25 protein-coding genes and 1 pseudogene are annotated in these 24,668 nt (G+C 63.6%); 7 read left to right on the top strand and 19 right to left on the bottom strand.

Features of this window, described 5'->3' with window-relative positions; all coding sequences use genetic code 11:
* Window positions 1–68 precede the first annotated feature (68 nt).
* The 6 genes from ABIE52_RS07425 to ABIE52_RS07450 all read left to right on the top strand — a co-directional run bounded on the left by ABIE52_RS07425 (window position 69) and on the right by ABIE52_RS07450 (window position 3,530).
* A complete protein-coding gene (locus tag ABIE52_RS07425) occupies window positions 69–989 on the top strand; it encodes an SDR family oxidoreductase (protein WP_192712435.1) in 921 nt (306 codons plus the stop codon).
* A gap of 25 nt (window positions 990–1,014) precedes the next feature.
* Complete coding sequence (locus ABIE52_RS07430; RefSeq protein ID WP_054801926.1) at window positions 1,015–1,359, top strand: iron chaperone; 345 nt, start codon at window positions 1,015–1,017, stop codon at window positions 1,357–1,359.
* A gap of 32 nt (window positions 1,360–1,391) precedes the next feature.
* Window positions 1,392–2,114, top strand: coding sequence for an AAA family ATPase (locus tag ABIE52_RS07435; protein WP_003944997.1), 723 nt, complete (start codon window positions 1,392–1,394; stop codon window positions 2,112–2,114).
* 27 nt (window positions 2,115–2,141) lie between these two features.
* Window positions 2,142–2,462: a TfoX/Sxy family protein gene (locus tag ABIE52_RS07440; protein ID WP_003944891.1), complete on the top strand. Its 321-nt coding sequence runs from the start codon at window positions 2,142–2,144 to the stop codon at window positions 2,460–2,462.
* 134 nt (window positions 2,463–2,596) lie between these two features.
* Complete coding sequence (locus ABIE52_RS07445) at window positions 2,597–2,845, top strand: hypothetical protein (protein WP_225320374.1); 249 nt, start codon at window positions 2,597–2,599, stop codon at window positions 2,843–2,845.
* A gap of 172 nt (window positions 2,846–3,017) precedes the next feature.
* Window positions 3,018–3,530 carry a hypothetical protein gene (locus tag ABIE52_RS07450; protein WP_100084698.1) on the top strand — a complete coding sequence of 171 codons (513 nt, stop codon included), beginning with the start codon at window positions 3,018–3,020 and terminating at the stop codon, window positions 3,528–3,530.
* Here the strand turns inward: ABIE52_RS07450 and ABIE52_RS07455 are convergent.
* The 3 genes and pseudogenes from ABIE52_RS07455 to secG all read right to left on the bottom strand — a co-directional run bounded on the left by ABIE52_RS07455 (window position 3,517) and on the right by secG (window position 7,520).
* A complete protein-coding gene (locus tag ABIE52_RS07455; protein ID WP_192712436.1) occupies window positions 3,517–4,302 on the bottom strand; it encodes an oxidoreductase in 786 nt (261 codons plus the stop codon). The genes ABIE52_RS07450 and ABIE52_RS07455 overlap by 14 nt on opposite strands.
* Window positions 4,303–4,407: 105 nt before the next feature.
* Window positions 4,408–7,183 (bottom strand): annotated as a pseudogene (gene ppc, locus ABIE52_RS07460) (phosphoenolpyruvate carboxylase).
* Window positions 7,184–7,286: 103 nt separating this feature from the next.
* Entirely contained in the window at window positions 7,287–7,520 is a 234-nt protein-coding gene (gene secG / locus ABIE52_RS07465) for a preprotein translocase subunit SecG (RefSeq protein WP_003944946.1), read from the bottom strand.
* 209 nt (window positions 7,521–7,729) lie between these two features.
* On the opposite strand from secG, the gene ABIE52_RS07470 reads away from it, so the two are divergent.
* On the top strand, window positions 7,730–8,545 hold the full coding sequence (locus tag ABIE52_RS07470; RefSeq protein WP_192712438.1) for a tyrosine-protein phosphatase: 816 nt from the start codon (window positions 7,730–7,732) through the stop codon (window positions 8,543–8,545).
* Between the two features lie 89 nt (window positions 8,546–8,634).
* Here ABIE52_RS07470 and tpiA read toward each other — a convergent pair whose 3' ends face one another.
* The 16 genes from tpiA to fmt all read right to left on the bottom strand — a co-directional run bounded on the left by tpiA (window position 8,635) and on the right by fmt (window position 24,560).
* The gene (tpiA, locus tag ABIE52_RS07475; RefSeq protein WP_192712439.1) at window positions 8,635–9,420 is read right to left on the bottom strand and encodes a triose-phosphate isomerase; all 786 of its coding nucleotides are present in this window, start codon (window positions 9,418–9,420) and stop codon (window positions 8,635–8,637) included.
* 6 nt (window positions 9,421–9,426) lie between these two features.
* Window positions 9,427–10,638 (bottom strand): phosphoglycerate kinase, encoded by a 1,212-nt coding sequence (locus ABIE52_RS07480; protein ID WP_003944901.1) that lies wholly within the window; start codon window positions 10,636–10,638, stop codon window positions 9,427–9,429.
* A 17-nt stretch (window positions 10,639–10,655) separates the two neighbouring features.
* A complete protein-coding gene (gene gap, locus ABIE52_RS07485) occupies window positions 10,656–11,675 on the bottom strand; it encodes a type I glyceraldehyde-3-phosphate dehydrogenase (protein WP_003944851.1) in 1,020 nt (339 codons plus the stop codon).
* A gap of 158 nt (window positions 11,676–11,833) precedes the next feature.
* Complete coding sequence (gene whiA / locus ABIE52_RS07490) at window positions 11,834–12,811, bottom strand: DNA-binding protein WhiA (protein WP_021344225.1); 978 nt, start codon at window positions 12,809–12,811, stop codon at window positions 11,834–11,836.
* A complete protein-coding gene (locus ABIE52_RS07495) occupies window positions 12,808–13,872 on the bottom strand; it encodes a gluconeogenesis factor YvcK family protein (RefSeq protein WP_192712440.1) in 1,065 nt (354 codons plus the stop codon). Before ABIE52_RS07495 ends, whiA begins: the two co-directional genes overlap by 4 nt.
* Window positions 13,869–14,768, bottom strand: a complete 900-nt coding sequence (gene rapZ / locus ABIE52_RS07500) for an RNase adapter RapZ (RefSeq protein WP_003944872.1) — start codon at window positions 14,766–14,768, stop codon at window positions 13,869–13,871. Before rapZ ends, ABIE52_RS07495 begins: the two co-directional genes overlap by 4 nt.
* On the bottom strand, window positions 14,765–16,957 hold the full coding sequence (gene uvrC / locus ABIE52_RS07505; RefSeq protein ID WP_073512388.1) for an excinuclease ABC subunit UvrC: 2,193 nt from the start codon (window positions 16,955–16,957) through the stop codon (window positions 14,765–14,767). Before uvrC ends, rapZ begins: the two co-directional genes overlap by 4 nt.
* Before the next feature lie 74 nt (window positions 16,958–17,031).
* Complete coding sequence (locus ABIE52_RS07510) at window positions 17,032–17,505, bottom strand: PH domain-containing protein (RefSeq protein ID WP_003944987.1); 474 nt, start codon at window positions 17,503–17,505, stop codon at window positions 17,032–17,034.
* Complete coding sequence (gene ribH / locus ABIE52_RS07515) at window positions 17,502–17,999, bottom strand: 6,7-dimethyl-8-ribityllumazine synthase (protein ID WP_003944999.1); 498 nt, start codon at window positions 17,997–17,999, stop codon at window positions 17,502–17,504. Before ribH ends, ABIE52_RS07510 begins: the two co-directional genes overlap by 4 nt.
* A complete protein-coding gene (locus ABIE52_RS07520; protein ID WP_192712441.1) occupies window positions 17,996–19,270 on the bottom strand; it encodes a bifunctional 3,4-dihydroxy-2-butanone-4-phosphate synthase/GTP cyclohydrolase II in 1,275 nt (424 codons plus the stop codon). The genes ribH and ABIE52_RS07520 overlap by 4 nt, the downstream gene beginning before the upstream one ends.
* Window positions 19,271–19,380: 110 nt before the next feature.
* On the bottom strand, window positions 19,381–19,989 hold the full coding sequence (locus ABIE52_RS07525) for a riboflavin synthase (RefSeq protein ID WP_003944892.1): 609 nt from the start codon (window positions 19,987–19,989) through the stop codon (window positions 19,381–19,383).
* Between the two features lie 5 nt (window positions 19,990–19,994).
* Entirely contained in the window at window positions 19,995–21,047 is a 1,053-nt protein-coding gene (gene ribD / locus ABIE52_RS07530; protein WP_030536416.1) for a bifunctional diaminohydroxyphosphoribosylaminopyrimidine deaminase/5-amino-6-(5-phosphoribosylamino)uracil reductase RibD, read from the bottom strand.
* 8 nt (window positions 21,048–21,055) lie between these two features.
* Complete coding sequence (gene rpe, locus ABIE52_RS07535; RefSeq protein ID WP_019748384.1) at window positions 21,056–21,739, bottom strand: ribulose-phosphate 3-epimerase; 684 nt, start codon at window positions 21,737–21,739, stop codon at window positions 21,056–21,058.
* Between the two features lie 64 nt (window positions 21,740–21,803).
* On the bottom strand, window positions 21,804–22,151 hold the full coding sequence (locus ABIE52_RS07540) for an MmcQ/YjbR family DNA-binding protein (protein ID WP_003944924.1): 348 nt from the start codon (window positions 22,149–22,151) through the stop codon (window positions 21,804–21,806).
* A 40-nt stretch (window positions 22,152–22,191) separates the two neighbouring features.
* Window positions 22,192–23,640: an RsmB/NOP family class I SAM-dependent RNA methyltransferase gene (locus ABIE52_RS07545; protein WP_003944903.1), complete on the bottom strand. Its 1,449-nt coding sequence runs from the start codon at window positions 23,638–23,640 to the stop codon at window positions 22,192–22,194.
* Entirely contained in the window at window positions 23,637–24,560 is a 924-nt protein-coding gene (fmt, locus tag ABIE52_RS07550) for a methionyl-tRNA formyltransferase (RefSeq protein ID WP_007727991.1), read from the bottom strand. The genes ABIE52_RS07545 and fmt overlap by 4 nt, the downstream gene beginning before the upstream one ends.
* Window positions 24,561–24,668 lie beyond the last annotated feature (108 nt).

Raw genomic sequence — 24,668 nt, forward strand, 5'->3', positions numbered from 1 at the left:
AGTAAGGTTCGGTTCCGCAGATCGCGTTCACTCTTGAACGAAGCAATCCAGGCGAGAACAATCGAACAATGTCGTGGACACCGAATCCGGACGCACTTCGCGGGCGAGTGGCTGTAGTTGCCGGGGCGACGAGGGGCGCCGGACGCGGAATCGCCGCGGCCTTGGGCGAGGCCGGTGCAACCGTCATCTGCACTGGTCGGAGCACATCTGCCGGAATTCTTCAGTCGGACTATCCGCGCGGAGAGACCATCGAAGAGACGGCAGAGCTGGTCACCGAGCTGGGCGGCGTCGGCGTGCCGATTGCCGTCGATCATCTCAAGAGCAAACAAGTGGCTGATCTCGCCGAACGCTTGCGAATCGACTATCACCATATCGACATCTTGGTCAACGACATCTGGGGCGCGGAATTACTCAAGGGTGGGCCGGCGGAGTGGAACACGCCGGTATGGGAACACGATCTGGACAAGGGGTTTCACATCTTGCGTCTGGCAATCGACACCCACATCACCACGTCGCACCACCTCCTGCCGCTCATGACTGATCGGCCAGGCGGACTGGTCGCCGAAATAACCGATGGCACTACCGAATACAACGCATCGAACTATCGCATCTCGGTGTTCTACGACTTGGCCAAGGTGTCCGTGAACAGGCTCGCATTTTCGCAAGGCCACGAACTTGCCCCGTTCGGATGTACTGCCGTCGCCATCACTCCCGGGTTCCTGCGATCGGAGATGATGCTCGACAATTTTGGTGTCGGCGAATCGAATTGGCGTGACGCTATGTTGCCGGAGCGGGATGGTCCGACTGCGCCCGCGGATTTCGCACGCTCCGAGTCACCAAGATTCATCGGACGTGCGATCGCGGCCATCGCTGCCGATCCGAATCGACAGCGATGGAATCAGCGATCGGTCAGTTCAGGCGAACTCGGAACGGAATACGGGTTCACCGACGCGGACGGCAGCCGCCCCGATTTCTGGCGGACCAAATGAATCCGGCTGCGATTATGATCCGCGCATGGCCGAATTCGTGACGATCGACGAATACATCGCTTCGTTTCCCACCGACGTGCAACCAGCCCTCGAGAGTATCCGCGAGACGATTCACAACACGGTTCCAGGCCTCGATGAGACCATCAGCTATCAGATGCCGACCATGACGGTGAACGGAAAGAACCTGATTCACTTCGCAGGCTGGAAAAACCACATCTCGATGTACCCGCTCCCGGCGGGTGACGCCGAGTTCGAGAAGTCCGTCGACCCTTACCGGGCTGCGAAATCAACCGTGAAGTTCCCGCTGAACAGACCGATCCCTCTCGATCTCGTGGCTCGGATCGTCGAATTGCTCGCGCAGCGCCACTAACGTCCGTTCTCGTCGGAGCCTTGTGAGAACGTATGGCTGTGCAGAGACAACCCATCCGCCGCATCAAGGCCGGGCCATCGTCGGGCGCCGACGTAGGCAGCTGGCCGATGACGGTGCCTGCAGTCGCGCAGATCGTTCAGCACGGTCTCGAGCTTCCACCGGGTGTCACCATTCTGGTCGGCGAAAACGGAGCGGGAAAGTCGACCGTCATCGAAATTATTGCCGCCGTTCTCGGGCTCAACGCCGAAGGCGGGTCGACCAATACGCGGCATCAGACTCGATCGAGTGAACCGGGCGGCCTCGACCTTGTGCTCGAACGGAGTCCCGGAGCATCGAAGTGGGCGTACTACCTCCGAGACGAAACCCTGCACGGTTTGTACACGTACTTGGAGGACAACCCCAATCCCAAGCGACCTGAACCGCTTTACCATCACCTCTCCCACGGTGAGGCGCTGCTCGAGATCCTGTCGTCGAGGACCTCCGACGGCGGCTTCTATCTCATCGACGAACCCGATGCCGCACTCTCCTTCCAGGGGACCCTGACACTGGCCGCGCTGCTCGGCGAGCTGGTGGAATCCGGCGCGCAGGCGGTGATCGCGACGCACTCGCCGATCATCGCGGCGCTGCCGAACGCCAACCTGCTCGAGATCGGCGAATGGGGAATCCGAGCCTCGAGCTGGGAGGACCTCGATCTGGTCTCGAACTGGCAGCGGTTCCTTCACGACCCGCACACGTACCTGCGCCATCTGATCTAACCTGGAACTCCACCCCAGGAGGCCGCCATGGCATACGACAAAGCGCTGGCTGAGCGTATCCGCGATGCGCTCTCGGGCGAGGACGACGTCGAGGAAGTAAAGATGTTCGGTGGGCTGAGCTTCATGGTGAACGGGAAGCTGGCCGCCAGTGCGAACTCACACGGCAACATCATGGTTCGGTGTGACCCCGATCGAGTCGACGAGCTTCTGACGCACAAGGGTGCAAGCTGGCCCGAGATGCGGGGTAAGCCGATGAGCAAGGGATGGATCGTCGTCGACCGAACCGGGACGAGTTCGAACGTCGAATTCAACGCGTGGATCAAGGAAGCTCTGGACTTCGTTCACTGACAGCTGGGGTGCGTTGCCGAAGATATCTGACGAGACTGGTGTGGCCGCGGGCTCTCGCGTCGATGAGAGACTGAACCGTGCCCGATCGACCTGAGATTGTCTGTATCTGCGGCTCTGCGCGATTCGCTGAAGAGATGCGGGAGGCGAACCGCGACCTGACGTTCGCGGGCGTGATCGTCGTCGCGCCGGTTGAAGCAGACGAGGCGGTCTCTGTCGAGCAGAAGATCCTGCTCGACGCGCTCCATCTGCGCAAGATCGACCTCGCCGATCGGGTTCTGGTCGTCAACCCTCGCGGATACATCGGTGAGTCCACGCGCCGAGAGATCGCGTACGCGCGCGCCGCCGGCAAACCAGTGTCGTTCACGACGCCGTTTGATCAGTAAGCGCCTCGTCGGTGCGGGCCGCAACGAATATTCTCACGCCGAGTTGCTCGAGCCCTAGCGCCGGTTCGATCAATTTCGCTCGATTCGGCAAAAGTGAACTGGGCGGCCCTTAGACTCCGGAAAAGCATTGGATTGGGCGGCTCGACGCCGCGGAGGAAAGGTGGTCCGTCGCGTGACGTTCACACCCAATCAGCCGGATCACCAACGCGCCTTCGGGTTTCAGACGCCGTCGACCCGCGCAATTCCCTCCCTCATGCCCGACCGTTTCGCACCTAGCCTCATCGGATCGCTCTGGGCGTGCGCCGGGATCGTCGCCGGAAGCCTCGGCCCGTGGACGTCATCCTCCGCGCTGGACCACAGTGGTATCGACGAATGCGGAGTGATCACTCTCGTCCTCGCTCTCTGCGCGGTGACCGCGCTGATCACCCTCATGGTTCGAGACGTCACGCCCGAGATCAAGAATCACTGCACCGGCCCTTTGGTCGGAATCGCGGTATTGATCGTTGCCGTCGGAAACGCCGCGTCCATCGTGCGACGTAGTACCGAGTTCGCAGGGCACACTGCCGGACCGTCCATCGGGTGGGGACTGTGGGTGGTCATCGCGTCCGCAGTGATCCTGTGCATCACGTCGTCGACCGTCGCGCACATGATCAGGTTTCAGGCAGCAATGATCACAAGGTCTTGATCAGACCGCCGTCGATCACGAAATCCGCGCCTGTCACGTTCCCCGCACGATCGCTGGCGAGGAACAACACCAGGTCGGCAACCTCTTCGGGGAAGGTGAACCGCCCAGTCTCGGCTCCGGCCGCGGCGCTTTCGACGATGTTGTCGGCGGCTGATCCACTCGCCTTCGCCAGCGTCGAGGCCACTCCGTGCTTGCCGAGCCACAACTCTGTTTGCACCGGGCCAGGGCTGACGGTATTGACGCGGATCCCCTGCCCGCCCAGTTCTTTCGACAACGACTTCGAGAAGTTGGTCAACGCCGCTTTGGCGGCGCTGTAGTCGATCACCGTGGGGTCAGGTAAGAATGCGTTGACCGAACTGATCGTCACGATGCTCCCGCCACCTCGGCGGATCAACTCCGGCAGCGCAGCGCGAACAGTGCGTACAGCCGACCAGAACGTCAGATTGAACGACGCCGCCCACTCTTCGTCTGTGATGGCCGCGAAACCGCTCGTTCTCGGGGTGACGGCCCCGACGTTGTTGACCAGGATGTCGACGCCGCCCCTCGCTGCTGCAACCTCGAGCAGTCGGGTTGATCCTTCGACACTCGCGAGGTCGACGCCGACAAAGGTGACGGCGCCGCCGGACTGCAGCGATTCGAGTTCCGGCGAGAGCGTCCGCGAGCCCGCGACGACGTGGACTCCCTCGGCCACCAACGCCCGCGTGACAGCCAGTCCGATACCTTTTCCCGCGCCGGTAACGACGGCAGTTCGTCCGTCCAATTGCAGATCCACTGCGGTCCCCGTTTCGGTCCGGTGCGCAGCGTTGGGTGTGCGTGCGACAGCTCTAGAGTCGCCGCACGCACACCCTGGTAAACCTGCAGAACCAGTCGCTGTTACCTAGCCACTGTTACGAAGCGCAGTGGCCAGGCCGTTCATCGTCAGCTGGATACCCCGACGCACCTGATCGCTCTCGTCGCCGGAACGGTACCGACGGATCAGCTCGACCTGTAGATGGTTGAGAGGTTCGAGGTACGGGAACCGGTTGTGGACCGAACGCTCGAGGCCCGAGTTGTCGGCAAAGAGGTTCTCGTTGCCCGTGATTGCCTTGTACATGCGAATTGTGCGTTCGTGCTCGTCGGTGATCATTCCGAAGACTCGATCGCGCAGTTCGGCGTCGGGCACGAGGTCCGCGTACCGGGCCGCCAAACCGAGATCCGACTTCGACATCACCATGGCCATGTTCGAGAGCACGGTTCGGAAGAACGGCCACTTCTCGTACAGGGCCGTCAACGTGGCAAGCCGAGTGTCGTCTCCGTCTATCCATCTTTCGAACGCGGCGCCGGTTCCGTACCAACCCGGAAGCATCACGCGAGACTGACTCCACGAGAGCACCCAGGGAATCGCTCGCAGGTCGGAGATCGCCTTGGTCTGCTTGCGAGAGGCCGGGCGAGAGCCGATGTTGAGTGCCCCGATCTCGGCGACCGGTGTGGACGCTTCGAAGTACTGCACGAATCCTGGCGTGTCGTGCACCAGTTCGCTGTACGCGATGCGGGCGAGGGCCGCGAGCTCGTCCAGTACCGCGTAGGCAGCGTCGGCATCGCTGCCGAGTCCTTCGACGTCGAGCAACGTCGACTCGATAGTCGCGGCGATGAGTGTTTCGAGGTTGCGATGTGCCAGACGCGGTTCGGCGTACTTGGCCGCAATCACCTCACCCTGCTCGGTGATTCGCAGAGAACCCGCGACTGCACCGGGAGGCTGAGCCAGAATCGCTTCGTAACTCGGTCCGCCGCCACGTCCGACGGTTCCGCCGCGGCCGTGGAAGAGCCTCAACCTGATTTCCGCTCTTACGCGCGGCATCGACGAGGTCGAGTTCGGCACGGTACAGCGCCCAGTTGGCTGCCAGGTACCCGCCGTCCTTGTTCGAGTCGGAGTACCCGAGCATCACTTCTTGACTGTCACCACGGGAACGGACGATCGCACGATAGATCGGGATGTCGAGCGTCGCCAGCAATGTGTCGGCGCCGCCCTGCAGATCCTCGATCGTCTCGAACAACGGCACGATGCCGATCGGGCACGAGGGTTCGCTACCGACGCCCGGATCGAGCACCCCGACCTCTTTGAGCAGCACTGCGGCCTCGAGCATGTCACTGACCGAGGTACACATGCTGATGATGTAGTTGGGTACTGCGCCCGCTCCGAGAACCCGCACTGCCTTGGCACCGGCCGCCATGATGGCCAGTTCCTTGGTGGTCAATTCGCTGAACTCGGCGTCCGGCGAAGTCAGTGGTCGCCGCGTCGTCAACTCGGCCGACAGCAATTCGACTCGATCGGCTTCCGGCAAGGACGCGTAGTCCGGGTGAACTCCGGCCCACGCCAGAAGTTCTGCGACGACGCTTTCGTGTACCTCGGAGTTCTGCCGCATGTCCAGACCGGACAGGTGAAAGCCGAACACCTCCACCGCTTCTCGGAGCCGATCGAGTCGATCGTCGGCGATGGTCTCGTCACCGAAACGACGCAACGAGGTGTCGATGATTCCGAGATCCCGCTGCAACTGTGCCGGGTCGGTGTACGCCTCGAGTCCGTCGTCGGACCCGTGGGCGGGCAACTCCCCCAGTACCGTCAGTGCTGTGGCGCTCAAGCGCCCGCGGATACCGCGAATCGCGCGACGGTACGGCTCGTCGGCCCGGAAGGCAGAGTCGTCGCCGGAGGTAGACGCCAGCAGATCGAGTTCGGGCGTGACGGAAACCAGCCGCGCCGACATCGACAGTTCACGCTCGAGATGATCGAGTTCCTCGAGGTGATGCTCGAGAGCAGTCGCCGCAGCGCGCGACGTGGCGCGCTGGACGATTTCGCCGGTCACGTACGGATTGCCGTCTCGGTCACCGCCGATCCACGAACCCGGCCTCAGGATCGGTTCCGGCAGGAGCCCGGCGTCCGGCCAACGAGTGCGCAGCGCTTTGCGAACCTCGGCGTTGATCTTCGGAATCACCTCGAACAACGCTGCGTCGTAGTAGCGCAGGCCTACCTCGATTTCATCCTGGATGCGGAGGCGGCTGAGCCGGATCAGAGCCGTCTGCCACAGGGTCAGGATCTGACGGCGCAATTGCAGATCGACATCAGCGGTTTCTGCGACGCTCAGCGCCGTGCGCTCGCGGTATCGCATCAACTCGGTGATCCGACTCTGCGTCTCGAACACCGTACGGCGTCGAGTCTCCGTCGGGTGAGCGGTGATGACGGGTGAGACCAGGGCGCCCCAAAGCGCTTCTTCGACGGTGGCCGAATCGATATCGGCTGCATCAAGTTTGGTGTACGTGGCCGCGAGAGTGCTGTCGCGGGGCGGTTCCCCCGCGTTGACGTGGATGGCCCGTCGACGCTCGCGGTGGATGTCCTCGGCCAGGTTGGCGAGCAGTGCGAAGTGACTGAACGCCCGGATGACGGGAATGGCGTCGTCCGTACTGATTTCGGCGAACAGCGACACCAGTTCGGCGCGATCGATCTCCGAACGACGGACTCGGAACGACTCGACACGGGCTCGCTCGACCAGATCGAACACATCGTCGCCGGCTTGCTCTCGCACTATTTGTCCGAGTATTCCGCCGAGAAGCCGGATGTCTTCGCGTAGCGGCTCGGTGGCTTCTCGCGGTGTTTCTCGATGCGACGCGGTTTCAGTCATCACACAATTATCGACCGAAACAAAGAACCCCGCTCGATAGGCGGGGTTCCGTGTCTGAAATTCGTGTGTGAAAAACTACCGGCTGTAAGTCATGAGCCGAGAATCAGGCGAACTTGATCTCCAGGCCGATGCCGACGATCGAGATGAGCCAGATCAACGCGGTGAAGACCGTCAACCGGTCGAGGTTCTTCTCGACAACAGTCGATCCGGACAGGCTGGACTGGACACCGCCACCGAACAGACTCGACAAACCGCCGCCCTTACCGCGATGCAGGAGCACCAAGGCGATGAGGAGCAAGCTGGTGATGACCAGCAGGATATCCAGGAACAGTTTCATGTCTGTCTACGTCCACCAATCCAATAGGGACAACTACAACCGATAACACCATACAGGCGCGCGCAGATAGCCTGACCACATACCCGCCTCGCACATGACTTTGCACCCGGCCAGGCACGACTCTTGGTCAGTGGCATCGATCACACTGTCGAGATACCGATTCAGTAGTTTTTCAGTTGACGCGACTCTACCTCCGAAAGGCCGGCTCCATGCTTTCCGACACTGCCCTGCCCAACACTGCCCTGCCCAACACTGCCCTGCCCGACACACCCCTGCCTGACACACCGCGTCTGGCTTCGATTCACAACTTCCGCGACGTGGCCGGCCCCGGGTACGTCACGACCAGCGGACAGGCGATGAGCCGCGGAGTCTTCTACCGTGCAAACGTACTGACGCCCTCGCCCGAGGATCTTGCAATCGTGGAATCGCTGGGGCTGACCGCCGTCTATGACGTGCGCTCCGAAACCGAGGCGAACGAAACTCCCGACATCGTGCCGGCGCCGGCGATGTACGCCCACATTCCCATCCTGTCCGGAAACATCCACGCCGAAGCGATGGCTATCCGAACAGCGGACGCTGCAACAGCTTTCATGCAGAACATCAATCGCAGCTTTGTCGCAGACCCCGTCACTCGGAACGGATTTTCGCAGTTGTTCGCCGCCCTGGCGACCACCGAGGGGCCGCAACTCTTCCACTGCACGGCGGGCAAGGACCGAACAGGTTGGGCGGCAGCACTACTGCAGACACTCGCTGGTGTACCGCGCGAAACGATCACGGCGGACTACCTGCTCACGAACACGTACTCGGCCGAGTACATCGAGGCAACAGTCGCGAAGATCGCCGCTGCCACAGATGCAGACAAGGGCGAGGTGATCCGGTTGCTGCTTTCCGTCGACGCGAGTTACCTGGGCGCTGCCTTCGAGCAGGTCGAGCACCACTACGGAACCGTTGAGAACTATCTGACCGCCGGGTTGGAGCTTGCTCCCGAACTCGTCGGCGCTTTGGAAACCAGACTGGTGAGCTGACTCGCGAACAAAAAACTGCGGGTGTGTGACCTACTCGGTCACACACCCGCAGTCTTGGTCTCGAGCAGTTTCAGCTCACTACCCGATCATCACGGGAGTGGACCGCCTGCAGCGATCGCAGACAGTGTCGCGAACTCGTCAGCCTTGAGTGACGCGCCGCCGACAAGAGCGCCGTCGACGTCGGTCTGGCCGACGATCTCCCCGACGTTCTTGGAGCTGACGCTACCGCCGTACAGAACGCGAACGCCGGCCGCGACCTCGGCGTCGGCAAGTTCGGCCACTGTTGCTCGTACCGCAGCACACACTTCCTGTGCATCGGCGGCAGAAGCGACACGGCCGGTGCCGATGGCCCAGACAGGTTCGTACGCGATGACGATCTTGGAGATCTCCTCCGCGCCCAGGCCCGCCAACGAACCCTTGAGCTGGTCGACGTTGTAGGCGACATGCTCGCCCGCTTCGCGGATCTCGAGGCCTTCGCCGATGCACACGATCGGCGTGAGGCCGTTCTTGAGAGCAGCCTTCGTCTTCGCGAGGACGGTCTCGTTGGTCTCACCGTGAAGGGTGCGACGCTCGGAGTGGCCGACCACGACGAAGGTGCAACCGAGCTTGGCCAGCATGGAGCCGCTGATCTCGCCCGTGAACGCACCCGAGTCTTGAGCCGAGACATCTTGCGCGCCGTACGTGAGGAGGAGCTTGTCGCCCTCGATCAGCGTCTGGACGCTTCGGATGTCGGTGAACGGCGGGATGACCGTGACGTCCACTTTGTCGAAGTACTTCGCAGGCAAGGAGAAAGCGATCTTCTGCACCAGGGCGATAGCCTCGAGGTGGTTCAGATTCATCTTCCAGTTGCCGGCGATCAACGGCTTACGTGCCATGTCGGATCAGCCTTCCAGTACTGCGATGCCAGGCAGCTCTTTGCCCTCGAGGTACTCGAGGGAAGCGCCACCACCGGTGGAAATGTGCGAGAAGCCCTCGTCCGGGATACCGAGCTGACGAACGGCTGCTGCGGAGTCGCCGCCGCCGACGACGCTGAAGGCGCCCTTCTCGGTTGCCTCCACGATTGCCTCGGCGACACCGCGGGTGCCTGCCTCGAACTTCGGGAACTCGAACACGCCCATCGGGCCGTTCCAGAACACCGTCTTGGCGCCGGTCAGGATCGCGGCAAAGCGCTTGACCGACTCCGGTCCGATGTCCAGACCCATCCAGCCGTCGGGAATCTTGTCGAACGGAACGATCTTCGACTCGGCATCGGCCGAGAAGGAGTCCGCGACGACAACATCCTGAGGGATGTGGATGACGTCGGCGTACCGGTCGAGGAGATCCTTGCAGGTCTCGATCATGGACTCTTCGCACAGCGAATTGCCCACGGACACACCCTGAGCCGCGAGGAACGTGTAGAACATTCCGCCGCCGATCACCAGAGTGTCGACCTTCGGCGCCAGTGCCTCGATGACGGCCAGCTTGTCCGAGACCTTGGAGCCACCGAGCACCACCGCGTACGGACGCGCTGCGTCCTGCGTGAGCTTGGCGAGCACCTCGACCTCGGCGCCGACCAGGTATCCGGCGTAATGCGGGAGCAGCTTCGCGACGTCGAAGACCGACGCCTGCTTACGGTGAACAACACCGAATCCGTCGGAGACGAATGCGCCGTCGTCACCGACCAGCTCGACGAGAGCCTTGGCGAGCTTGACCCGCTCGGCTTCGTCCTTGCTGGTCTCGCGAGGGTCGAAACGGATGTTCTCGAGCATCAGGACGTCACCGTCGGTGAGTCCTTCGGAACGAGCCAGCGCGTCCTGTCCCACGACGTCACCGGCGAGTTGCACGTTGCGACCGAGGATTTCGGCCAACTTCGCGGCAACCGGTGCGAGGGAGAACTTGGGATCGGGCTGACCGTCGGGGCGCCCGAGGTGCGCGGTCACGATGACCTTCGCTCCACCCTCGGCGAGTGCCCGCAGGGTGGGAGCGGACGCGACGATGCGACCCGGGTCCGTGATTTCTCCGCCATCCAACGGGACGTTGAGGTCGGAACGCACCAGTACGGTGCGCCCCTCGACCCCAGCGTCCAGCAGATCCTTCAGCGTCTGAACTGCCACTGTTATCGAAACTCCGCTCAGAGAGACTTGGCGACGAGGCCGATGAGGTCGGCGAGGCGGTTGGAGTAGCCCCACTCGTTGTCGTACCAGGAGACGATCTTGACCTGGTCGTCGATGACCTTCGTCAGACCCGAGTCGAAGATCGACGAGTGCGGGTCGGTGACGATGTCCGAGGAGACGATCGGTGCGTCGGTGTACTTCAGGATGCCCTTGAGGGGTCCTTCGGCAGCAGCCTTCATCGCGGCGTTGATCTCGTCGGCGGTGGCCGACTTCTTCAGGTTCGCGGTGAGGTCGGTGACCGAGCCCGTGGGGATCGGCACGCGCAGTGCGTAGCCGTCGAGCTTGCCTAGCAGCTGCGGGAGAACCAGGCCGATTGCCTTGGCTGCACCGGTACCGGTGGGAACGATGTTGAGGGCAGCTGCGCGGGCGCGACGGAGGTCTGCGTGCGGAGCGTCCTGCAGGTTCTGATCCTGGGTGTACGCGTGGATCGTGGTCATCAGACCCTTGACGATGCCGAACTCGTCGTCGAGAACCTTGGCGATGGGGCCGAGGCAGTTGGTGGTGCACGACGCGTTGGAGATGATGTTCTGGCTGCCGTCGTACTTGTCGTCGTTGACGCCCATCACGATGGTGATGTCTTCACCCTTGGCCGGAGCCGAGATGATGACCTTCTTGGCGCCGGCTTCGAGGTGTCCCTTGGCCTTTGCGGCGTCGGTGAAGATGCCGGTGGACTCGACGACGACGTCGACGCCCAGCTCGCCCCAGGGAAGTTCGTTCAACGGGCCACGGTGTGCGAGGGCCTTGATGCGCTGATCGCCGACGACGATCGTGTCGTCACCGTCGAGCGACACGTCGTACGGCAAACGGCCGAGGATGGAGTCGTACTTCAGCAGGTGAGCGAGCGTCGCGTTGTCAGTCAGGTCGTTGACTGCCACGATCTCGATATCGGTGGTTCCGAGCGCCTTCTGCGCATCCACCGCCCTGAAGAAGTTACGTCCGATACGGCCGAAACCGTTTACGCCAACCCGGACAGTCACAATTCGCTCCTTTGACCATGATTCTGGTGTGCAACTTGACCCACGCATACTCCGAATCCGTGTGTGCACGACGCGGACGTGGGGTTCATCGGTCGATGTGACTCATACCCTAATGCGCGTGGCCCGAACGTGCGCAGCCCACCCTGACGGAGGGCAGGTCACCCCTCTTCGAGTAGCTCCACATTCACTGCGGATTCGGTGTCGGGTATGCCCGTTTCCTTGGCCTTGCGATCAGCCATGGACAGCAGGCGACGGATACGTCCGGCAACGGCGTCCTTGGTCATCGGCGGGTCGGCCAACTGGCCGAGTTCTTCGAGGGACGCCTGCCGATGCTCAACGCGCAGTGCACCCGCCGCCGCGAGGTGATCGGGCACGTCCTCACCGAGGATCTCCAACGCACGCTCGACGCGCGCAGCAGCCGCAACGGCAGCGCGAGCAGAGCGTCGCAGGTTTGCGTCGTCGAAATTGGCGAGACGATTGGCGGTGGCGCGGACCTCGCGTCGCATCCGCCTCTCCTCCCACACCAGGCGTGTGTCCTGGGCTCCCATTCGGGTCAGGAGATCGCCGATGGCCTCACCGTCGCGGATCACCACACGATCCGTTCCGCGAACCTCACGTGCCTTCGCCGAGATCCCCAGACGCCGCGCAGCTCCAACCAGAGCAAGTGCAGCTTCCGGGCCGGGGCAGCTCACTTCGAGCGCCGACGAACGGCCGGGTTCGGTCAGGGAACCGTGCGCGAGGAACGCACCGCGCCACGCTGCTTCGGCGTCGCCGACACTTCCGCCGACGACCTGCGCAGGCAAGCCGCGAACCGGGCGCCCGCGAAGATCGAGCAGTCCCGTCTGGCGCGCGAGGGCCTCACCCTCCTTCGCCACACGCACGATGTAGCGAGCGGACTTTCGAAGCCCGCCCGCACTGAGTACGTGCACATCGGCACTGTAGGTGAACAGGTCGAATATCTCCCGGCGCAGACGTCGCGCCGTGGAGCCCAGATCCACCTCTGCTTCGACGACCACCCGGCCGCCGACGATGTGGAGCCCACCGGCAAAGCGCAGCAACGCGGAGACCTCTGCCTTGCGGCAGCTGACCTGAGTCACCACTAACCGGCTCAGTTCGTCCTTGACCTCCGCTGTCATTGCCACGAAGCGTTCTCCCTCTGCTCTTCGGATTGCTGTTCTTGCAGGGAAGACTGTGTCGAATCCCCTACTGCCGCACTGCTCGACAGTTCAGCCAGTACATCGGCCAGTTTTGCCGGATCGTGTACATGCGCTGCGCCCGGTGAGGTGTCCGCGACATCCGCGTACCTGACTTCGGCTGAAAATTGATCCGCCGCACGCTGCAGATGTTCACGTTCACGCCCGGCCGGTACCGACGCCGAGTCGACCACCACGTAGTCGACCCGGAAATCGGGCACGTGTTGGGAGAGTACGTGCAGGTGACGCTCCGCGGAGAATCCGGCGGTCTCCCCCGGCTCGGGTGCGAGATTGAGCACCAGTACCTTTCGAGCCTTCGTCGACGACAGTGATTCGACGAGTTCGGGTACCAGGACGTGTGGGATCACGCTCGAGAACCACGATCCCGGGCCGAGAACCACGAGATCGGCACGATCGATCGCAGTCACGGCATCGGGGCACGCGGGCGGATTGGACGGGAGCAGTCTCACACGCCGAACCTTGCCCGGGGTGGTCGCGACGGCAACCTGTCCACGAATGCAGCGGCTGACGCGGGGGTCCTCTTCGAGTCCCTGAACGTCGGCTTCGATCTCGAGCGCGATCGGCGACATCGGCAGCACACGGCCACAGATTCGCAGCAGTCGCGCCATCTCGTCGAGCGCGACGACCGGATCGCCGAGCACCTCGGTCAGTCCGGCCAGGATGAGATTGCCCACCGAATGCCCGGCAAGTGCGCCGACACCGCCGAAGCGATGCTGAATGGTCCGAGTCCAGTCGACTATCTCGGGTTCGTCCGACGCGAGAGCAGCCAGCGCCATCCGGAGGTCTCCAGGCGGGATGACGCCGAGTTCGGCGCGTAGCCGGCCCGACGAACCACCGTCGTCGGCGACCGTGACCACGGCGGTGACGTCGACCGTCAAGCGTCTGACGGCCTGGAGCGTGGCGAACAATCCGTGCCCGCCGCCGAGCGCGACGATGGCCGGCCCCTCGGTTGTCTCCCGCGAGCGATGTGTCGGTTCACTCATTCGCGCCCCAGATCCCGGTGCACGATGCTGACCGAGATGTCGTCCTCGGAACCCAAACGCCTCGCGAGAGCTTCGGACATGGCCACGCTTCGGTGCTTACCGCCGGTGCACCCGACCGCAATTGTCATGTAGCGCTTTCCTTCTCGTCGATATCCGGCGATCGTCAAATCCACCAGATGTCGGTAGGTGTCGAGATAGTCTTCCGCGCCCTCGCGGGACAACACGTAGTCGCGGACGTCGGCATCCTGACCGGTGTGCGGGCGAAGTTCAGGGATCCAGTGGGGATTGGGCAGGAAACGAACGTCACAGACGAGATCGGCGTCCATCGGCAGGCCGTACTTGAATCCGAACGACTGGACCGTCACCTTCATCGTGCGGTTGGCATCGTTCCCGAACGCCGTTTCAATCTTCTGACGCAGCTGATGCGCCTTCAGCGCCGACGTGTCGATGACCAGATCGGCGGCCGCCTTCACCACGGCCAACTGCCGACGCTCGGCTGCGATCCCTTCGGACAACGTGCCGTCGATGCCGTCGTTCTGCAACGGATGACTGCGGCGCACCTGTTCGAACCGTCGGATCAACACGTCGTCCGACGCTTCGAGGTACAGCACCCGAGTATGGATCGGTTCCGCCTCGAGTTCGGTGAGCACCCACCCGAGATCGCCGGTGAAGAGTCGACTCCGCACGTCGATCACGACGGCGAGACGATCGACCGGCGGGTCGGAGGTCAGGCTCAGACCGACCATTCGGGAAATGAGCTCAGGTGGCAAATTGTCCGCGACATACCAGCCGAGGTCTTCGAGCACCTTGGCAGCGGTACTCAAACCTGCTCCGGACAATCCCGTCACCAGCAGGAAATCCATCGTTCGACTGTCTTTGGCGCTGTCGGTAGTCACTGTGCACTCGGCCCCGTCGTCGGCATGGACAATTCTCGCGACTCGGAGCCCTCGTCACCGCTACCGGATTCGGCGCTGGGCGCGTCAGCAGACGTAACAGACGATTCGGATTCCGTGTCCAGCTCATCATCCCCTACCGCGGCTGGCAGCGCTCGAGCTTCAGCACCCGCGCCGGCTGCAGCCGAATCCGTGCCGAGTGCGGCCAGAACTGCTGTGGCGGTGGTCTCACCGATACCGGGGACCTGCATGATCTCCTCGACCGTTGCCGTTTTCAGCTTCGCCACGGAACCGAAGTGAGCCACCAGAGCGGTTCGACGAGTTTCACCGAGCCCCTTGACCGAATCCAGAGCCGAAGCCGTCATCCGCCTCGAGCGTTTGCTGCGATGGAACGTGATCGCGAAGCGGTGGGCTTCGTCTCGGATGCGCTGCAGTAGGTACAACGACTCGCTCGTCCGAGGGAGGATGACCGGATCTTCTTCCCCCGGTACCCATACCTCTTCGAGTCTTTTGGCCAACCCGACTACCGCGACGTCAGTGACCCCCAGCTCGTCGAGGACCGCCGCTGCCGCCGTGACCTGAGGGGCGCCGCCGTCCACGACAAACAGATTGGGCGGATACGCGAACCGCCGAGGCCGGCCCGTCGCCGGGTCGATCGCCGCTTCGGGAGCCAGGTCCCCACCGTCCGAGTCCATGGTCGACGCCGACGCCGCGAGGACGCCCAGGTCGCGGTTGTGGCGCAGGAACCGCCGACGCGTGATCTCGGCGATACTCGCGACGTCGTCGGAATGACCGTCGCCGGCAGCTTCCTTGATCGCGTAGTGGCGGTAGTCCGACTTACGCGGGAGCCCGTCCTCGAACACGACCAGTGACGCCACGACGTCGGTTCCCTGGACGTGACTGATGTCGATGCATTCGATTCGTAGCGGAGCCGAGTCCAGGTCCAGTGCTTCCTGGATGCCCTGCAGCGCCGCAGAACGCGAAGTGAAATCGCCGGCGCGCTTGAGCTTGTGCTGCGCCAGAGCCTCTTTCGCGTTTCGCTGGACTGTTTCGGCGAGGTCTTTCTTGTCGCCGCGTTGCGGAACCCGCAGTTGCACTTGCGATCCCCGAAGCTTGCTCAGCCACGCCTGGATCTCGGTCGCGTTTGCCGGCAGAACCGGCACCAGAACTTCCTTGGGAACTGCGCTGATCCCGGCCTCGGAACCCGCTCCCGGGTCGAGGGCCGCCTGCTCCCCGTAGAACTGGGTGAGGAACTGCTCGACCAGGATCGGCAGGTCGGACTCGGCGTCGAGTGCGGCCCAGTCGATGGCGTCGCCTGCCTTCTCCACGACCCATCCACGCTGACCCCGCACGCGTCCGCCCCGCACGTGGAACACCTGAACGGCGGCTTCGAGATCATCGGTGGCAAAGGCGACGAGATCGGCGTCGGTGCCGTCACCGAGTACGACGGCCTGCTTCTCGAGCGCCTTGCGCAAAGCCCCGATATCGTCACGCAGACGGGCCGCGGTCTCGAAGTCGAGGTCCTCGGAAGCCTGCTGCATGCGCTTTTCGAGATCTTTGACCAACTTGTCCGTGCGGCCGGCGAGGAAGTCGCAGAAATCTTCGACGATCTGACGATGCTCCTCGGCGCTGACTCGCCCGACGCAGGGCGCCGAGCACTTGTCGATGTAGCCGAGCAGACACGGCCGGCCGATCTGGTTGTGCCGTTTGAAGACTCCGGACGAGCACGTTCGTGCGGGAAAGACTCGTAGCAGCAGATCGAGAGTTTCGCGGATCGCCCAGGCATGGGAGTAGGGACCGAAGTAGCGGACACCCTTGCGCCGCGGACCGCGGTAGACGAACAAGCGCGGGAACTCTTCGTTGAGCGTCACAGCGAGAACCGGATACGTCTTGTCGTCGCGGTACCGGACGTTGAACCGCGGATCGAATTCCTTGATCCAGTTGTACTCGAGCTGAAGCGCTTCGACTTCGGTACTGACGACGGTCCACTCGACGCTGCCGGCGGTGGTCACCATCTGCCGAGTACGGGGATGAAGTGTCGTGACGTCCGCGAAGTACGAGTTCAAACGTGAACGGAGGCTTTTCGCCTTTCCGACGTAAATGACCCGACCATGCGGATCGCGAAATTTGTAGACGCCCGGCGCAGCCGGAATGGTTCCGGTAGCGGGGCGGTAAGTCGAGGGATCCGGCACGGTTTCAGGTTAGTCGCCGCCACCGACCGACTCGGAAACGCGCAGGATGCGGGCACCGAACCGGTCGGAAGACGTCAGTTGCTCTTGTGCGCGACCGGTGCGTAGCGGTCGGCCAGTTCGCGGAACTTACCGACCGTGTCGACGGCGTACTCGCGGTCGTTGGACTGGATCGCCATCACTGCCATGTACTCGTCGTCGGGCAATTCGATGCGTGCCCAGGCGGCACCGTCGGGGAACGAGAGTCCCTCGAACAGATCCCAGTCGACGATCTTCTCGCCCAGGATGTTTCGTACGGCAATACCCTGCTTGCCCACCTTGACCCGGGGCCGCGTCAACATCAGCACACCGAGAGCCAGAATGGTGCCGATGCCTGCCATCGCGATCTGGTCCGCGGCACGGAAGTACACGCCGGTGGACCCCTGGCGAAGCAGGAGTGCCAGTGTGACGTGAACGATCACCAGGAGGACAGCAACTCCGATCGCGTATCGCGTCGACTTACGCGGTGACGCAATCAGTTCCCAGTTCTCGTTGTCTCCGGGCGTACTCATCGAAACGAATCCTCGGTCCATGGTGCTCGGAGATGGCGCAGGGTCACTGCGGTGTCCAGTGCGGCGGCGCAGGCCTGTGCGCCCTTGTCCTCGACGCTACCCGGCAGACCCGAACGGTCAAGAGCCTGCTGCTCGGTGTCGGTGGTCAGGACACCGTTCCCCACGGGGGTGCTTTCGTCGAGCGAGACGCGTGTGAGGCCCGCGGTGACCGCGTCGCACACGTACTCGAAGTGCGGCGTGCCGCCGCGGATGACAACACCGAGAGCGACGACGGCGTCGTGCGTGCGCGCCAATGCCTGCGCAACGACCGGCAGTTCGATCGCGCCGGCGACACGGACCAGTGTCACGTCCTTGATCTGTGCCTCCTGCGCGACGCGCTGCGCGCCGGCGATCAGGGCCTCGGAGATCGTCGCGTGCCACTGCCCGGCAACGATCGCCAGCTTCAGATCCTTGGCCTCGGCGATCGCGAGCTGCGGCTGACCTTCGCCGCTCACAGTGCGGTTCCCGGCTGTGTGGTGTTCTGGTTCGCCTCGTACTCGTCCAGTCCGATCAGATCGTGCCCCATCCGATCGCGCTTGGTGCGCAGGTAGGTGAGGTTCTCCGCATTCGCGCGCAACGGCATCGGAACACGATCGGTGATCTGCAGGCCGTAGCCGTCCAGACCCACACGCTTGGCCGGGTTGTTGGTCAGCAGACGCATCGACGAGATCCCCAGATCGACGAGGATCTGGGCACCGATGCCGTAGTCACGGGCGTCCGCCGGCAGGCCGAGTTCGAGATTGGCGTCGACGGTGTCGGAACCGGCGTCCTGGAGCTGGTAGGCCTGCAGCTTGTGCATGAGACCGATGCCACGACCCTCGTGCCCGCGCATGTACAGAACAACGCCGCGGCCCTCCTGGGCGACCATGTCCAGTGCGGCGTCGAGCTGCGGGCCGCAATCGCACCGCAGCGAACCGAAGACGTCGCCGGTGAGGCACTCGGAGTGAACGCGGACGAGTACGTCGCTACCGTCGCCGTCGGGGCCTGCGATGTCGCCGCGCACCAGCGCAACGTGCTCGACCTCGTCGTAGATGCTGGTGTAGCCGACAGCGGTGAACTCACCGTGGCGGGTGGGGATGCGGGCCTCGGCGATGCGCAGTACGTGCTTCTCGTGCTTGCGACGCCACGCGATGAGGTCGGCGATCGAGATCAGAGCAAGGTTGTGTTCGTCGGCGAAGACTCGCAACTCGTCGGTCTGAGCCATCGCGCCTTCGTCCTTCTGGCTGACGATTTCGCAGATGACGCCGGCAGGACGCAGGTCCGCCATGCGGGCGAGGTCGACTGCAGCTTCCGTGTGGCCAGGACGACGCAGTACTCCGCCTTCCTTCGCGCGGAGCGGAACGACGTGACCGGGGCGAGTGAAATCGTTGGCACCGGATTCGGGGTTGGCGAGCAGACGCATCGTCGCAGCGCGGTCCGACGCCGAGATGCCGGTACCGATTCCCTCACGGGCGTCGACCGTGACGGTGTACGCCGTGCCGTGCTTGTCCTGGTTGGTGGCGTACATCGGGGGCAGGCCCAACCGATCACAATCGTCACCGTCGAGCGGCACGCACAGGTAGCCGGAGGTGTACCTGACCATGAACGCCACCAGTTCCGGGGTGGCCTTCTCGGCGGCGAAGATGAGGTCGCCCTCGTTCTCGCGATCCTCGTCGTCCACGACGACAACAGCTTTACCTGCAGCGATATCTGCTACTGCGCGCTCGATACTGTCGAACCTGGTCACGTGCTCGCACTCCAAAGTCTTGACTTTTCACATCATCGAATACAACAAGTGCATCCGACGGATGCACTGACAACCCTACGACCAATCGGACGGGTCCGATCAGCCTGGTCCTACCGACCGGCAGAGTGAAGCCGCTCGACGTACTTGGCGATCACGTCCACCTCGAGGTTGACCGGCGTACCGACCACAGCGGTTCCGAGCGTCGTCAACTCGAGCGTTGTCGGGATCAGCGAGATCTCGAAGTACTCGAACCCGCGGTCTCCGCCCAGCGCGGAGACCGTCAGCGAGACTCCGTCGACGGTGATCGAACCCTTCTCCACGACGTAACGGGAAATGGAGTCGGGCAGTGCGATCCGCACTACCTCCCAGTTCTCGGACGGCGAGCGGGAAATGACGTGGCCTGTTCCATCGACATGCCCTTGAACCAGGTGGCCGCCGAGTCGGCTGTTCAGCGCCGCGGCACGCTCGAGGTTGACGCGAGAGCCGACATCCAATTTCGCCAGGCTCGAGCGGTTCAGGGTTTCCTGCATGACATCTGCGGTGAACGAACCGTCGGCAAGCACGTCGACCACCGTCAGGCACACTCCGTTGACCGCGATCGAATCACCGTGACCGGCGTCGGAGGTGACCAGTGGCCCGCGCACCGTGAAACGTGCAGCATCGACCAGTTCTTCCTTGGCGACAATTTCGCCGAGTTCTTCCACAATTCCTGTGAACACGCGCCCTACTCCTCGTTCCCCGGAGCAGAACTCTCCGGAACCAGACTCAACAAAATATCGGGGCCGATCGTTACCGCAGACTCCAAACGGAATCGGTGGGCGTCGGTGATGGTGTGCACTCCGGCATCGACGAGTGCGGAGGCGCCCGCGCCGAGCAGGATCGGAGCGATGTATGCCTCTATGACGTCGACATATCCGGCGGCAAGGAATGCTCCGGCCAGACGGGGCCCACCCTCGAGAAGTACGTCCGTGTACTCCCCCAACGCCTCGACTACTTCGTCGATGTTGTCGGTGTTGAGCACCAGAGTCGGTGCGGTGTCGTCGAGAATGCTTGCCGTCGAGGGTATTTCGCGCTTTCCGACGACGACGCGAACGGGCTGGTGCGCCGCGAGCTCACCGGTGGGCTGACGTGCGGTCAGCCACGGATCGTCGGCAAACACGGTGCCGGTACCGACCACGATCGCATCGATCTGCGCTCGCTGCGCATGCACGCGCGCCCTCGCCTGCGGACCGGTGATCCACTGACTCGTTCCGTCCTCGGCGGCGCTGCGTCCGTCCAGACTGGCCGCGTACTTCCACGTGATGTGCGGGCGACCGGTGCGCTGTTTGTGCAGCCAGGCCCGCAGTGGACCAGCTTCCACCTCGGGTGCTCTCAGTCCGGCCGTGACGCTGATTCCAGCGCGCATGAGCGTCGCTGCGCCGCCGGAAGCCTCGGGATTGGGATCACCGACGGCGTAGACAACCGCCGAGACTCCGGCATCGATCAATGCCTGTGAGCAAGGGCCGGTTCGCCCCTGGTGATTGCACGGTTCCAGTGTCACCACTGCCGTACCGCCACGCGCTGCATCGCCGGCCTCGTCGAGAGCCACGACCTCCGCGTGCGGTCCACCGGGCGGTTGCGTCATACCGACGCCCGCGATGGTTCCGTCGGCAGCGAGGATGACCGCGCCGACCGGTGGGTTGGGGCTGGTGAATCCGCGCGCGGAATCAGCTGCGGCCAGCGCGATCTGCATCGCGGCGTCGAGATCAGCCGTCGACGCCTGTCCACCCTTTGCCATCGAGCGGCTCAGACCGACAGCGTCAGGTGCGGCGACGCCGAGGCGGCCTGCGCGCGCAGCTTGCGCACCGCCTCACCGGGATCACTCGCTCCGTACACCGCCGAACCGGCGACGAAGCAGTCGATCCCTGCTTCAGCGGCCTGCTCGATCGTGGAAGCGTTGATGCCGCCGTCGATTTCGACAAGGAGCGTCAGCTCACCCGAGTCGACGAGCTTTCGAACTGCGCGTGCCTTGTCGAGCACCTGAGGCATGAAGGACTGACCACCGAATCCGGGTTCGACGCTCATGATCAAGAGGGTGTCGAAGTCCTTGAGGATTTCCAGGTAGTCGTCGATCGGGGTTCCAGGCTTGATGCTCAGCCCCGCCTTGGCACCAGCTGCACGAATATCGCGGGCAACCGAACGCGGATCGTCGGTGGCCTCGGCGTGAAACGTGACGTTGTACGCACCGGCCTCGGCGTACGGCGGCGCCCAGCGCTCCGGATTCTCGATCATGAGATGGCAGTCGAGCGGAATATCCGTCGCCTTCAGCAGACTCTCGACCACCGGCAGACCCAGCGTGAGATTGGGAACGAAATGCGCGTCCATCACGTCGACGTGAAGCCAGTCGGAGCCGGACACGGCAGTCGCTTCATCAGCGAGTCGAGCAAAATCTGCGGACAGAATGGACGGTGCAATCATCGGGGAAGCCACGACGCCGAGTTTAGCTGTGTCTCATTGCCGACCGTGCATGCACATCGGAGCCGGTGCAATCAGATCAGTTCTTGACGACGGTGTGGAGCTTTCGCACCTTGGCCGGTGCCTTGATCCGCCACGCGTCTTCGAGCATCTCACCCAACTGCACCTCGTCGATCAGTTCGAGGTGCACGAGGATCGAGCCGTGCCCGTGATAGTGATCGGTGGTGAAGAAAGCCGCCTCGCCACTGGCGAGTAGCGCCTCCTTCTCGTCCAGACCGCACATCACGACCAAAGCGCCCTCCGCTTCGGTGCGGAGCCGCGCAAAAGTTTTACCTGCCACCTTGAGTGCCGGGGTGTTGTACGAGGTCGACTCTTCCACGGAGGGAAGAGCCGAACCCAGTACTACAACCTGTTCCCACGTAACCATGTAGGCACCATACGACTACCGATGCCCAGAAGTCATCCGATCAGGCCAGCGGCTTGCGCAAAGCGGCCATGAACATAGCGTCCGTGCCGTGTCGATGCGGCCACAACTGAACCGACGATCCGTCTCCGACGTCCGGGACACCTGGCACCAATTCCTTGGTGTCGAGTTCCACGACGCCATGACGCCGCACCGCATCGGCGACCACTGCCAGCGTTTCCGACAAGTGCGGCGAGCACGTGGAGTACAGCACCACTCCGCCGGGGCGAACCAGTTCGATTGCGGCAGCAAGCAATTCACGCTGCAACTTCACGAGCGGGGCCACATCGGACGGCTGCCGACGCCAACGTGCCTCCGGGCGCCGACGCAGCGCACCCAACCCAGTGCAGGGAGCGTCGACGAGGATGCGGTCGTATCCGGGTTCGAGCCCGGATTCGCGGCCGTCCGCCACGTGTACGTCCACGGGAAGCTCGCGAGTGGTCTTGCGGATCAGTTCGGCGCGATGTTCGACGGGCTCGACGGCGTCGAGTCGACCACCTTCGATGCCGGCAAGAGCACCGAGAAGTGCCGCTTTTCCTCCTGGACCTGCACAGAGGTCGAGCCAGCGTCCGGAGTCTTCACCTTCGAGAGGAGCAATGCTGAGGGCGCGGGCCACCAGCTGACTGCCCTCGTCCTGCACGCCCGCCAAGCCTTGGCGGACCGCCTCGAGCTGTCCGGGGTCACCGCCGTCGAGATGCACGGCGTACGGCGAGTACGGCCCGATCTCGCCGCCGGTCACCAGTGCTAGCTCCTCGGCGGAGATCTCGCCGGGGCGGGCGACGAGGTGTACTGCAGGGCGGGCGTCGTCGGCGATCAGGACGTCTTCGAGTTCACCGGCAGCAGCGCCGAGCGAGTCGGCAAATACCTGCGCGATCCACAGGGGGTGAGCGTGCTCGAAGGCGAGCCGGCCGACCGGGTCCTTCGGGGCCAGCAGCTCGACCCACTCCTCCTGGGTGCGTTCGGAAACACGGCGCAGGACCGCATTGACGAATCCTGCTCGGCCCTGGCCGTTTTCGGCGCGGACCAGATCGACCGAGGTTGCGACGGCAGCGTGCGGTGCGACACGAGTGCGCAGCAATTGGTACGAGCCGAGTCGGAGTACATCGAGCAGCGTTCCGTCGATCTCTTCGATCGGCCGACCCGCTGCATGGGCGATCACCGCATCCAGCAGTCCCTGAGCACGTGCCGCGCCGTACGCCAGTTCGGTTGCCAGCGCAGCGTCGCGTGCGTCGAGTTTGCGGTCACGCAGGAGCCCTGGCAGAACCAGGTTCGCGTACGCGTCACGCTCACGGACCGCGCGCAGGACGTCACGCGCCGCCAGACGCGGTTGATCGAGCCCGGCGGTTGCCGGATCAGGCCGCTTGGCCTGCTTCGGCTTGGTGTTCTTGGCGCCGCCGCCGTTCTTGGCTCCGGGACCCTGTGTCCGCCGTGCCGGTCGTCGTGATTCGGTCACTGTGCTCGTACCTCCGCGTCGAGTCGGGCACCGCGTGCCCAGTCCCCTGCCGACATCAATTTCTTGCCCGGGGGCTGAATCTGCCCGAGTCGCACCGCGGTGGTCGCGGTACCGATGTACAGACCATCCTTGCGTACCGAGATCTCACCGACTGCCAGGGTCTCGTCCGTGACGGTGATCGGGCCGACCTTGACTCGAAGATCACCGATCATCGTCCATGCCCCGGGTGCGGGTGTGACGGCTCGGATATGCCGGTCCACTGTGCGAGCGGGCAGTTCCCACCGCACGCGGGCCGCGTCCACCGTCACCTTGGGGGCATACGAGACGCCGTCGGCAGACTGCGGAACCGCGTTGATCTCGCCGGCCTCGAGTCCGTCGAGTACCGATTCGAGGAGGGCAGCGCCGTTTTCCGCGAGACGTCCGAGCAGGTCGCCCGCCGTATCGGTGTCGCGAATCCGCTCGGTCATCACTCCGTACACGGGGCCGGTATCCATCCCGGCTTCCAAACGGAACGCGCTCGCACCCGTCACCTCGTCACCGGCACTGATCGCGGCCTGCACCGGCGCGGCGCCGCGCCACGCGGGAAGCAACGAGAAATGCAGATTGACCCAACCGTATTTCGGAATGTCGAGGACGTTCTGTGGCAACAGGTTTCCGTAGGCGACGACGGGTGCACAGTCCGGTTCGAGGCGGGCGAGTTCGGCCGCGAAGTCGGGATCGGACGCCTTGGCCGGCGTCAGCACCGGGATGCCGTGCTCGTCGGCAAGCAGACCGATCGGCGATCGGGTGACTTTTCGACCGCGGCCCGCCACAGCGTCCGGACGCGTGACGACGGCTACCACTTCGTGGTTGGCGGATTCGATGAGCCGACGCAGTGAAGGAACCGCGGGTTCGGGTGTTCCGGCGAACACGACGCGCATGTCAGCTCTCCCGTTTCGTTGGGCTCTTCGGACTCTGATCAGCCGATCGGCCTGTCGAACGCGGTGGACTGCAACTCACGAAAATGCTCCCGGATGTGTCGGTGGGTG

It is taken from the genome of Rhodococcus sp. OAS809 (genome assembly GCF_040546695.1).
Classification (GTDB): Bacteria; Actinomycetota; Actinomycetes; order Mycobacteriales; family Mycobacteriaceae; genus Rhodococcus_F; species Rhodococcus_F qingshengii.